The following is an 11,378-nucleotide window of genomic DNA, read 5'->3' as shown; positions in this document are numbered from 1 at the left end:
CCCCCCCCCGCCACCGCCCCCCCCCCCCGCCCCCGCCCCCCCCGCGCGGGGGGGGGGGGGGGGCGCCCCCCCCCCCCCCCGCCCCTGCCCCGCCGGGCCGGCGGGCGCGCCCCCGCCGGCGCCGGGGGTGCGCCCCCTCCCCGCCGGCACCCGCCACATCCCCAAGTCCGACATCTGTTTCCGCGGCTACTTTACCCACGGCAGAGCCAGCCTCTGACCGCCTCGCGTCAGCCGGCAAGAACGCGGCACGAGGTCCCGGCAGCGACTCAGCAGTCGCAGCCGGGACTTACTGCTGCTCAGCTGGCGCTCAGCCCACGAGTGACTGGGTGCCGAGGACGGAGAGCAGCTCCAGCTTCTCCGCGGCCTCGGTGCCCGGTTCGGCCGAGTACACGAGGATGTGCAGGTCGTTGCCCTCGACCCGGAGCAGATCGCAGTCCAGAGTCAGCGGGCCCACCTGAGGATGCTCGATCGTCTTGCGCGAGGCCTCGAGCCGGCCGACGACACCCGCGTCCCACAGCTCGGCGAACCGCTCGCTGCCCGCACGCAACTCCGCGATCAGACGCCGCAGTTGCCGGTCGGCGGGATATCGGGAAGCCGTCGCCCGCAGTTCGGCGACCATGCCGATCTCGAACGCGCGCCGCTCGTCCGGAGTGTGCCGGACCCGGGTGGGAGCGCCGAGGAAGTTGCGCCACACCCCGTTGCGTTCGAAGCCACGCCAGCCGGAGGGATCGCCCATCAGCGCCGCGTACATCGGGTTGGCCATCAGCAGCGTCATGGCCGCGTCGGAGACGCCGACAGGGGTGTCCACCAGCCGGTCCAGCAGCCGCTGGACGCTGGGTGTGATGTACGCGGGCACGGTGTCGGGACCCGGAGGCACCAGCCCGGCCAGCCGGAACAGATACGTCCGCTCGTCCCCCGTCAACCGCAGCGCCCGGGCCAGGGCTTCGACGATCTGCCCGGACGGGTTGACCGCCCGCCCCTGTTCGAGGCGGGTGACGTAGTCGACCGAGATCCCCGCCAGCAGGGCCAGTTCCTCGCGACGCAGCCCGGCCGCGCGCCGCTGACCACCGGCCGGCAGCCCGGCGGTCTCCGGGGCTACCCGGTCCCGCCAGCGCCGCAGGGCCCGCCCGAGTTCCGTCGTCGTCATCCCCCCAGTCAACCGCGCCGGACGCGTCGGTGCCTGGTACTGGGAGTCCCAGGAAGAAGGATCCGCTGGCTGTCCACCCTGTCGAGCGGGAAGGTGGAGCCATGACCACAACACTCATCACCGGAGCGAACAAGGGACTGGGCTTCGAGACCGCCCGCCGGCTCGTCGAAGCAGGTCACACCGTCTACGTCGGAGCCCGGGACGCCGAGCGGGGCCGCCGCGCCGCCGAACAGCTCGGCGCCCGGTTCGTCCAGATCGACGTCACCGACGACGCCTCCGTCCAGGCCGCCGCGAAGACCATCGAGGCAGAGGGCGGGCTCGACGTACTGGTCAACAACGCCGGCATCGAAGTGCGGGGCGAGAACAACAGCATCCCCGCCGCCGCGGACACCACCGCCGACGAGATGCGAACGGTGTTCGAGACGAACGTCTTCGGCGTCGTCCGTGTCATCCACGCCTTCCTGCCGCTGCTCCAGCGGTCCGCGGCCCCCGTCGTGGTGAACCTCAGCAGCGGCCTGGCCTCACTGTCCCGGCTCTCCGACCCGGACGCACCGGCCCACTTCTACCAGGCCATCGCCTACCCGACCTCGAAGACGGCCGTCAACATGATCACCGTGCAGTACGCGAAGGCGTTCCCGACCATGCGGATCAACGCCGTCGAACCCGGCTTCACCTCGACGGACCTCAACGGGCGTACCGGCACCCAGACCGCCGAGCAGGGCGCCGAGATCATCGTCCGCATGGCGCAGGTGGGCCCGGACGGTCCGACCGGCGGCTACTTCGACGTGGACGGTCCGATTCCCTGGTAGGGCACATCGGCCGGCCGCTCAATCCGTCAGGCTCCACAAGGCCGCCACCAACGGCCGCCGCAGATCCGCCCGCCGCACGCACAACCCGATCGGGAACGGCTCCGGCGGCGGATCCGCGGACAGCACCGACAGCCGCTCGCGCACCGCACTGTGTTCCAGTACGAGACGCGGGACCACGCCCGTGCCGCAGCCCAGGGCGACCAGCGTCAGCAGCCCCTCATGCCCGTCCGGTTCACAGGCCACGTCGGGTGTCGTCCCACGGGCGCGGAACCAGCGGTCGGCGGCCTCGCGGACCAGACCGCGGTGGGGCAGGACGAACGGCCCGTCGAGCCTCGGGTCCGGTCGCTCCCGCGCGGTGACCAGGACCAGCTCGGTCACCGCGACCGTCCGGCTCACCAGCGGCTCCGGCAGCCTGGCCGGAATCCCCGCGACGGCCACGTCCACCTCGCCCTCGTCGAGCCGGGCCAGCGCGGCAGCCGCGTCACCGGTCCGCAGATCGAGTCGCACCTGGGGGTGGGCGGCACGGAACGGCGCCAACAGGTCGGGCAGCAGCGCCTGGCAGGCGGTCACCGTGGCGAACACGGCCAGACGGCCGGTCAGTTCGGCCGGGTCGGGATGCTCCTCCCGGTAGGAGCGCCACAACTCCAGCGCCTGGACGGCGTATTCACGGAACCGATGCCCCTCCGCCGTCAGCGCCACCCCGCGCGGCCCCCGGTCGAACAGCCGGTGCCCGAGATCGGCCTCCAGCCGCTGCACGGTCCGCGTCAGTGTCGCCGGACTGACATGGCAGTCGAGGCTCGTCCGGCCGAAGTTCAGCGTCTGCGCCAGATGCAGGAAGAGCCGCAGCTCCCGATGGTCGTCCCGCACCCCGCCACCTGGCCCTTTCGCTCCTTGCAACACCGCGCTGCACAAGTTGCGCTTGCTGCAACACTCGCCGTGACCCTACAACTCCACCATGACTTCGACCACGTACACCTCCCGTGTCTTCCCGCTCGAAACCATGGACGTCCCCGGCGGCACGGAGACCATCCTGCGCGGCGGCCGGCACCTCTTCCCGCTGCTGCCGCGGGCCTTCGCGGGCGTGCGCCGCATCGGCGTCATCGGCTGGGGCCCGCAGGGCCGCGCCCAGGCCCTGAACCTGAGGGACTCGCTGACCGGTACGGACATCCGGGTCGCCGTGGGACTGCGCCCCGGCTCCCGCTCGGCCCCCGACGCCCGCGCTCACGGCTTCACCGAGGACGACGGCACGCTCGGCGACTGGCTCACGGTGACCGCCGACAGCGATCTGGTGATCCTCCTGATCGCGGACGCCGCGCTCGCCGCCCATCACCCGGAGATCTTCAGCGCGTTGCGGCCGGGCGCCGCGATCGGCCTCTCGCACGGCTTCCTGCTCGGCCACCTCCGCGAGACCGGCGGCGACTTCCCGCCCGGACACCCGGTGATCGCCGTGTGCCCCAAGGGCATGGGCGACTCCGTGCGGCGCCTGTACCAGCAGGGCGCGGAGATCAACGGCGCCGGGATCAACAGCAGTTTCGCCGTGCACGCCGACCCCGACGGCCAGGCCACCGACCTCGCGCTCGGCTGGTCCGTGGCGCTCGGCTCGCCGTACACCTTCCGCACCGCCCTGGACAGCGAGTACCTCTCCGACATCGTCGGCGAACGCGCCATCCTCCTCGGCGCCGTCCACGGCATCGTCGAGAGCCTCCACACCCGCTGCCGCCTCGCCGGAGACGACGAGGTGACGGCGTACGAACGCTCCTGCGAGAACATCACCGGCCCCATCGCCCGCACGATTTCCCGCGCCGGATTGCGCGCGGTGCGCGAGGGCCTGGACGCGGCCGGACGGGACGTCTTCGACCGCGCGTACACGGCGACGTACCGACCGGCCCGCGAGATCATCGCGGAGATCTACGACGAGGTCGCCGACGGCACCGAGCTGCGCAGCGTGATCCTGGCCGAACGGCGGCTCGGCGCCCGCCCGATGAGCGAGATCGGCGGCTCGCCGATGTGGGCGGCGGGGGAGCGGGTACGGTCCCGGCGGGCCGAGCGCGACCTGCCCGTGGACCCGTTCACCGCCGGCGTCTTCGTCGCCACCATGACCGCACAGATCGACGAGTTCGCCGAGCGCGGCCACCCCTGGTCGGAGATCGTCAACGAGTCGGTCATCGAGGCCGTCGACTCGCTGCTCCCGTACATGCACGCCCGGGACGTCGCCCACATGGTCGACAACTGCTCCCGCACGGCCCGCCTGGGCGCCCGCCGCTGGGGCCCACGCTTCCAGTCCGCCTACGAGCAGATCGCCTTCCCCGCCGCCCAACAGCCTGCGGACACGGCCCTGTTGACGGCCTTCGACACCCACCCCGCCCACGAGGCCCTGACCGCAGCGGCGAAGCTCCGGCCGTCGGTGGACATCGCCGTGGCCTAGGCCGGTACGTGGGGGGAGCAGCGCGAGAGAGCCCCCGTACTCCCGGGGAGGTACATGCACTGCCGCTGGCCGTACGACGACCCGGACCCCTCCCCGGAGCCAGTCTCGAGACATCACCGGAAGACCCCTCTAGGGAGATGAACCGAGATGCAGACCCTGGCGAACTGGGACGGCGGACCCGGCCCGTGGATCCTCTTCTTCCCGCTGATCTGGGCGGCCGTCGTCGTCGGCGCCGTCACGCTCCTGCGCCGCACCGTCTGGCGCGGCCGTCGCGGACCGTGGCGCCCGATGGACGACCACCGCCCGTCCGGCGACTCGCCGATCGCCATGCTCGGCCGGCGCTTCGCCTCCGGCGAGATCGACGAGGACGAGTACTGGCGCCGCCTCTCCGTCCTGGACGAGCAGTTCGGCCGCCACGCGGGCAAGGGCGGTGCGGCATGACGGTCACGACCGAAGTGCGCACGGCCGCACGCGTCGTCGACGCGGTGAAGGTGTACGGCGGTGGCGACACCGCCGTGCGCGCCCTGGACGGCGTGAGCGTCGGCTTCCCGGCCGGCCGCTTCACCGCGATCATGGGCCCCTCGGGCTCCGGCAAGTCGACCCTGATGCACTGCGCGGCCGGCCTCGACACCCTCACCTCGGGAGCCGCCTTCATCGGCGACACCGAGCTGGGCTCCCTCGACGACCGACGCCTCACCCTCCTGCGCCGCGACCGCGTGGGCTTCGTGTTCCAGGCGTTCAACCTGGTGCCGACGCTCACCGTGGCCGAGAACATCACGCTGCCGCTGGACCTGGCGGGCACCAAGGGCGACCCGGAGTGGATCGACGCGCTGATCGACGTGGTCGGCCTGCGCGACCGGCTGCACCACCGGCCCTCCGAGCTCTCCGGCGGCCAGCAGCAACGTGTCGCGGTGGCCCGGGCGTTCGCCGGACAACCGGACGTCGTCTTCGCCGACGAACCGACCGGCAACCTCGACTCCCGCTCCGGCGAGGAGGTCCTGGGCCTGCTCGGCCGCGCCGTACGGCAGACGGGCCGCACGGTCGTCATGGTCACCCACGATCCGGCCGCCGCCGCCCACGCCGACGAGGTCGTCTTCCTCGCCGACGGACGCCTGGTCGACCGTATGGAATCGCCGACCGCCGACAAGATCCTGGACCGATTGAAAGCCTTCGAGGTGCCCTCATGAACGCCTCAGTACGCCTGAGCGTGTCCTCCCTGCGCGCCCACAAGCGCCGCTTCGCCGGTACGTTCCTCGCGGTCTTCCTCGGCGTGGCCTTCCTGGCCGGGACGCTCGTCATGGGCGACACACTGCGCGCCAGCTTCGACACGATGTTCGGCAACGCGACGAGCGGCACTGACGCAGTCGTCCGCAGCGCCGACGCGATCACCACACCCGGCGAGAGTGAGGGCGTGCGGGAGCCGGTCTCCGCCGACCTGGTGGACAGCGTCGAGCGGGTCCCGGGCGTGGCGGCGGCCGTGCCCGACATCCAGGGCGCCGGCCAGCTCGTCGGCAAGGACGGCGACCCCGTCGGAGGCGCGGGCCCGCCCACCCTCGCCGGGAACTGGATCACCGACCCGGAACTCAACTCGTACGAACTCGCCGAAGGCCGCGCCCCGGAGAAGTCCGGCGAGGTCGTCGTCAACCGCGGCGCCGCCGAGCGCGGCGACCTGAAGATCGGCGACACGACGGTCCTGCGCACACCCGACCCCGTACAGGTGACGATCGTCGGCCTCGCGACCTTCGGCGGCGAGGACGGCATGGCGCAGGTGACCTACACCGGCATGACCCGCGCAGACGCGGAGAAGTACCTGACAGCCAGGCCCGGCGAGGCGTCGAGCATCCTGGTGCGGGCAGGCCCTGGCGTGAGCGAGCGAGAACTGGTGGACCGCCTGACTCCCGTACTGCCGGACGGAGTCGAGGCCATCACCGGCCAGGAGTCGGCCGAGGAGAACACGGAGATGATCTCCAGCCAGTTCCTGTCCATCTTCACCACCCTCCTCCTGGTGTTCTCCGGCATCGCCCTGCTCGTAGCGACCTTCTCCATCCACAACACCTTCGCGATCGTCGTAGCCCAACGAACGCGCGAGAACGCCTTGTTGCGCGCACTCGGCGCTTCCCGCCGCCAGGTGACCGCATCCACCCTGCTTGAAGCGAGCGTGGTGGCCGTGACAGCCTCGCTCGCAGGCCTGGCGGGCGGAATCGGCATCGCGGCCGCACTGCAGGCACTGTTCCCGGCCATCGGATTCCCGTTCCCCGAGGGCGACTTGGTCATCAGCGCGCTGTCCATGCTGCTACCGCTCGCGGTCGGCATCGTGGTCTGCCTCGGCTCCGCCCTGCTGCCTGCCGCACGCGCCGGCCACACGGCACCGCTGGCCGCCCTGCGCGAGACCTCCGTCGACCACTCGGGCGCTTCCCGCCTCCGCGCCGTCCTCGGCTCGGGCCTCGCCGCCGTGGCCGTCGCCGTGACACTCACCGGCGTCCTGGCGACCCCGTCCATCTGGCTGGCCGCCACGGGCGCCGTCCTGGCCCTGGTCTCCTTCGTGGTCCTCGGCCCGGTCGCCTCCTCCACGGCCGTACGCATCCTCGGCGGCCCGCTCGACCGCCTCCGCGGCGTCACCGGCGGCCTCGCCCGGCGCAACGCCCTGCGCAGCCCCAAGCGGACGGCCGCGACCGCCAGTGCCCTGATGATCGGCGTGGCCGTGGTCTCGCTGTTCACGGTGTTCGGCGCCTCCCTGAAGGCGACCATGGACCAGACCGTGTCACGGTCCTTCGCCGGCGACATCGCCGTGAGCACCCCGTCCTTCGGCGCGGGCGGCAGCGGACTGAGCCCCCGCCTCGCCGGAGCCGTCCAGAACATCCCCGAGGTCGAAACGGCCGTAGGCCTCGGCCGCGGAGTCGCCGAAGTAGACGGCAAGGGACGGGCGTTGACCGTCACCGACCCGATCGCCCTCGACCGCACCTTCGACCTCGGCAAGGTCGACGGCTCCCTGCGCGACCTCGGCACCGACGGCATCGCCCTCACCCGCAGCGAGGCCGACAAGCAGAACCTCACGACCGGCGACAAGACGCAACTCACCTTCACCGACGGCAAGAAGGAGACCTTCACCGTCCGCGCGGTCTACGGCCAGTCCGAGATCGCGGGCGACTACGTCATCACCCGCGCCGCCTGGTCCCCGCACCGCACCCAGGACGCCGACACCCTCGTCGCCGTCTCCTTCAAGGACGGCGTGAGCATGGACGCGGGCAAGACCGCGGTGCAGAAGGTGGCCGACCAGTACGGCAACCCGGAAGTCCAGACCCGCGACGAGTACGCGCAGTCCGCGGCAGGCGGCATCGACATGATGCTCACCCTCGTCTACGCCCTGCTCGCTCTAGCCGTCCTCATCGCGCTTCTCGGCATCGCCAACACCCTCACCCTGGCGATCCACGAACGCACCCGCGAACTGGGCCTCCTCCGCGCCGTCGGCCAGACCCGCCCCCAACTGCGCGCCATGGTCCGCTGGGAGTCGATCCTCGTAGCCGCCTTCGGCACAGTCGGCGGCCTCACCCTCGGCGCCTTCCTCGGCTGGACCCTGGTCAAGGCCTCCGACGGCGCAAGCGACAGCGCCTTCGCCTTCGCACTGCCACCTTTGCAACTCGCGGTGGTGGCCTTGGTGGGCCTCGCGGCGGGAGCCCTCGCGGGCCTACGCCCGGCACGCCGAGCAGCCCGCCTGGACGTACTGAGGGCAATAGCCACGGAGTAACGGCAAGAGCAGCCGGCACACCTAAACGCCGGTGGGCCCTAGCCATCAACTGATGGCTAGGGCCCACCAACGTGCACTGAGCCCCCTCCAAGGGCCAAGCAATTCAAACGCCCGCATCAACCGCCCGCTCAACCTCCGCAAGCACACCCCGACCCGTCTCCCGCACCACCCGCCGCGGCGGACAAGCCACCCCCGCCCCCACCCCCGTCTCCGCCCGCACCCCCGCAGACGTCGGCAGCGTGAACCACACGACCTTGCCCGACTCCCCGTCCGGCCTGACCCCCCAGCTCTCGCTGACGGCGGCCACCATCGCCAGCCCGCGCCCACACGTCGCGAGCGTGTCGGCGTCGCCGACCTCGGGGAGCCGTGGGTCGTGGTCGTGCACCGAGACCATGAGCCGGTCGAGCAGCAGCTCGATCTCCACGGTGCACATCTTGTCGGGCTGCGCATGCTGGTGGACGTTGGTCAGCAACTCCGTCACACCGAGCGCGGCCCGGTCGATCAGGGTGTCCAGATGCCAGTAGCGCAACTGTGCCGATACGATTCTGCGGACCTGTCCGATCCGCGACGGCAGGGCTTGGAGCTCCACCGTGCAGTGTCTGCTTGGGTGACTGATCACGGCTGCGACTCCCCGACGTGAGGTGGGAAGAACACGAACGTACGGATCCAGCAGGATGCGTGCGTGAGACTGCCGCCTGCTGTCATGGCCGGCGAGGCTGGTTCGCAGCGTTGTCGCCGGTAAACCCAGAGTGACGTGAGACCAGCGTGACGCAAGGTACGCCGTACCGCAACTCTTGGTAGTTCAGCGATTACGCCCCGCAGCCCTGCGCACCGCTTCGATGAACCGGCGTGCCGCGGGCGGACCCGGCTCGCCCGGCGCGGGGTCGTGGTCGCCGAGGGTCAGCAGGTACCGCTTGCCGTTGAGGTCCGCCAGTGCCCGGTCCTCCGGCGCGAACCAGGGCCGGGACGCGCGCACCGCCTGGACCGGCGCGCTGTCGATCTCGCTGCCGTAACTGGTGAGCAGCTCCAGCCTGCCGCCGCTGATCCGGACCTGTCCGGCCCGGGTGAGCGAGCGCAGCCGCTTCCCGATCCGCACGCCCGTGGCCGTGAACTCCGGCTCCGCCATGCTGTCCCGCCCCCTCGTGCGCGTCGGTGTCGGCCGCGATCCAGCGTGGGCCGTGGCCGGCTCGTTTCGTGATCCCGTGTGCGTCGATCCAGTGTGCGTCCTCGGACGGGGCCCGAGTCCCGTTCCGGACCGGCGTCCTGCCCGGGCCCGCCTCCCGTCCGGTGCAGTGTGCCCCCACCCGACGCAGAGCACCAGTGCGCATGTCCCGGTCGGAGCAGGCGCCCGCAGCACTTGCGCGAATGCGCCCCCCATGCCACCCCCAGCGTGGCCTTTGGGGTGCCCAAAGCTGCGTTTATGCAGGTGAGAAGCGTGCGGAACCTGCTTATGATCGGTGCGACGGCAGCGCGAACCGCCGTGGACGACAGCCCTGAGGAGCAGCGCCGTGAAGACCTCCGCACAGACCCCGACCGGCGTGACCCTCGACGTCGACCACAGTGACGCCGCCTACCGCGGCTGGCTGAAAGAGGCCGTCCGCAAGGTGCAGGCCGACGCCAACCGCTCGGCCGACACGCACCTGCTCCGCTTCCCGCTGCCGGAGAAGTGGGGCATCGACCTGTATCTCAAGGACGAGTCCACCCACCCGACCGGCAGTCTCAAGCACCGGCTCGCCCGCTCGCTGTTCCTCTACGGCCTGTGCAACGGCTGGATCCGGCCGGGCCGTCCGGTGATCGAGGCGTCCAGCGGTTCCACGGCGGTCTCCGAGGCGTACTTCGCGGGACTCATCGGCGTGCCCTTCATCGCCGTCATGCCGCGCACGACCAGCGCCGAGAAGTGCCGCCTCATCGAGTTCCACGGCGGGCAGTGCCACTTCGTGGACGACTCGCGCAAGATGTACGAGGAGTCCGCGCGCCTCGCGGTGGAGACCGGCGGCCACTACATGGACCAGTTCACCTACGCCGAACGGGCCACGGACTGGCGCGGCAACAACAACATCGCCGAATCGATCTTCCGCCAGCTCCAGTTGGAGCGGTTCCCGGAGCCCGCGTGGATCGTCGCCACGGCCGGCACCGGCGGCACCTCCGCGACTCTCGCGCGCTATGTGCACTACATGCAGTACGACACCCGCATCTGTGTCGCCGACCCGGAGAACTCGTGTTTCTTCGAGGGCTGGACCACCGGCGATCCGGACGTCACCTGTGACCGGGGCTCCCGTATCGAGGGCATCGGCAGGCCGCGCGTCGAACCGAGCTTCGTGCCCGGCGCCATCGACCGGATGATGAAGGTACCCGACGCGGCGAGCGTGGCGGCCGTCCGCGCCCTGGAGCAGACCATCGGCCGCAAGGCGGGCGGCTCGACCGGGACCGGGCTGTGGAGCGCGCTGAAGATCGTCGCCGAGATGGTGGCCGAGGGGCGGCGGGGGAGCGTGGTCACCCTGCTGTGCGACCCGGGCGACCGCTATCTCGACAAGTACTACTCGGACGTATGGCTGGCCGGGCAGGGCCTGGACATCACGCCGTACACGGCGGCGATCGAGTCGCTGCTGGAGACGGGCATCTGGCCGTCCTGAACCGGTACGCCGTCCAGTCGTCCGGTGCGGTCGTGAGTCGGCACGCCGTCCAGCCGTCCGGCGCGCTTTGTGTCAGCGCACCGCCAGTCGCCGGTCAAGCGCCGTGACCGCGTCCCGGAACGCCCGGCCCAGGCCTGTGCGGGCGAGCTTCAGTACCACGCGGAACGGGGCGGTCCCGTCGGCGGCGAAGGTCCACTGCACGCGCGTGCCCGTCCCGGCCGGCGTCAGCTGCCACTCCTCGACCAGCGCACGTGCCCCCGGAGCGTTGGTCTCGTCGACGCGATAGGCGTACACCTCCGGTCCCTTCGCGGCGAGGATCGTCTCCTGGAACCGTGTGCCGCCCCTGAGCCGGATCTCGCGCCCGGCGCCGTCCCCGGTGGGCCGGGCCAGCGTCACCGCCGAGAACCAGTCCACCCAGCCCGGCACATCCTCGGCGAGCGCGGCGAAGACCGCCTCGGGCGGTGCGGAGATCTCCCGCGCGAAGACCAGGCGTACCGGCGCGGAGCCGACGAAGTCGAGCCCCACCGGGCGCAGACGGCGAGCCATGGACGACAACCTCCAGCAGCGAGGCGGGCGTTGACCGGGCAGCCTCACCATAGCTGACGTGTCGTCAGGTGTC

Annotated in this window: 11 protein-coding genes; 6 read left to right on the top strand and 5 right to left on the bottom strand. The window is 71.5% G+C overall.

Annotated elements, in window-relative coordinates; translation table 11 throughout:
• Positions 1 to 307: 307 nt before the first annotated feature.
• On the bottom strand, positions 308 to 1,147 hold the full coding sequence (locus KCH48_RS31370; RefSeq protein ID WP_210578694.1) for a helix-turn-helix transcriptional regulator: 840 nt from the start codon (positions 1,145 to 1,147) through the stop codon (positions 308 to 310).
• Between the two features lie 101 nt (positions 1,148 to 1,248).
• Between KCH48_RS31370 and KCH48_RS31365 the strand changes: the two genes are divergently transcribed.
• On the top strand, positions 1,249 to 1,956 hold the full coding sequence (locus KCH48_RS31365) for an SDR family oxidoreductase (protein WP_210578692.1): 708 nt from the start codon (positions 1,249 to 1,251) through the stop codon (positions 1,954 to 1,956).
• 18 nt (positions 1,957 to 1,974) lie between these two features.
• On the opposite strand, the gene ilvY is transcribed toward KCH48_RS31365, so the two are convergent.
• On the bottom strand, positions 1,975 to 2,823 hold the full coding sequence (gene ilvY, locus KCH48_RS31360) for an HTH-type transcriptional activator IlvY (RefSeq protein WP_210578688.1): 849 nt from the start codon (positions 2,821 to 2,823) through the stop codon (positions 1,975 to 1,977).
• Positions 2,824 to 2,911: 88 nt separating this feature from the next.
• Between ilvY and KCH48_RS31355 the strand changes: the two genes are divergently transcribed.
• From KCH48_RS31355 to KCH48_RS31340, 4 genes are all read left to right on the top strand, one after another.
• A complete protein-coding gene (locus KCH48_RS31355) occupies positions 2,912 to 4,381 on the top strand; it encodes a ketol-acid reductoisomerase (RefSeq protein WP_210578685.1) in 1,470 nt (489 codons plus the stop codon).
• Between the two features lie 147 nt (positions 4,382 to 4,528).
• The gene (locus tag KCH48_RS31350; RefSeq protein WP_210578683.1) at positions 4,529 to 4,822 is read left to right on the top strand and encodes an SHOCT domain-containing protein; all 294 of its coding nucleotides are present in this window, start codon (positions 4,529 to 4,531) and stop codon (positions 4,820 to 4,822) included.
• The gene (locus KCH48_RS31345) at positions 4,819 to 5,568 is read left to right on the top strand and encodes an ABC transporter ATP-binding protein (RefSeq protein WP_210578681.1); all 750 of its coding nucleotides are present in this window, start codon (positions 4,819 to 4,821) and stop codon (positions 5,566 to 5,568) included. Before KCH48_RS31350 ends, KCH48_RS31345 begins: the two co-directional genes overlap by 4 nt.
• Positions 5,565 to 8,126 (top strand): ABC transporter permease, encoded by a 2,562-nt coding sequence (locus KCH48_RS31340; RefSeq protein ID WP_210578679.1) that lies wholly within the window; start codon positions 5,565 to 5,567, stop codon positions 8,124 to 8,126. The genes KCH48_RS31345 and KCH48_RS31340 overlap by 4 nt, the downstream gene beginning before the upstream one ends.
• A gap of 103 nt (positions 8,127 to 8,229) precedes the next feature.
• On the opposite strand, the gene KCH48_RS31335 is transcribed toward KCH48_RS31340, so the two are convergent.
• Both KCH48_RS31335 and KCH48_RS31330 read right to left on the bottom strand, forming a co-directional pair.
• On the bottom strand, positions 8,230 to 8,745 hold the full coding sequence (locus KCH48_RS31335; protein ID WP_210578677.1) for an ATP-binding protein: 516 nt from the start codon (positions 8,743 to 8,745) through the stop codon (positions 8,230 to 8,232).
• A 183-nt stretch (positions 8,746 to 8,928) separates the two neighbouring features.
• The gene (locus KCH48_RS31330) at positions 8,929 to 9,252 is read right to left on the bottom strand and encodes a hypothetical protein (RefSeq protein WP_210578675.1); all 324 of its coding nucleotides are present in this window, start codon (positions 9,250 to 9,252) and stop codon (positions 8,929 to 8,931) included.
• 382 nt (positions 9,253 to 9,634) lie between these two features.
• Between KCH48_RS31330 and KCH48_RS31325 the strand changes: the two genes are divergently transcribed.
• Positions 9,635 to 10,759 carry a PLP-dependent cysteine synthase family protein gene (locus tag KCH48_RS31325; protein WP_210578673.1) on the top strand — a complete coding sequence of 375 codons (1,125 nt, stop codon included), beginning with the start codon at positions 9,635 to 9,637 and terminating at the stop codon, positions 10,757 to 10,759.
• A gap of 72 nt (positions 10,760 to 10,831) precedes the next feature.
• Here KCH48_RS31325 and KCH48_RS31320 read toward each other — a convergent pair whose 3' ends face one another.
• A complete protein-coding gene (locus KCH48_RS31320; protein ID WP_210578671.1) occupies positions 10,832 to 11,305 on the bottom strand; it encodes an SRPBCC family protein in 474 nt (157 codons plus the stop codon).
• Positions 11,306 to 11,378 lie beyond the last annotated feature (73 nt).

Origin of the sequence: Streptomyces sp. GESEQ-4, from assembly GCF_017948455.1 — a bacterium.
Classification (GTDB): Bacteria; Actinomycetota; Actinomycetes; order Streptomycetales; family Streptomycetaceae; genus Streptomyces.
The sequence above is the reverse complement of the archived record's forward strand: the minus strand, read 5'-3'. Positions and strand labels throughout refer to the sequence as shown.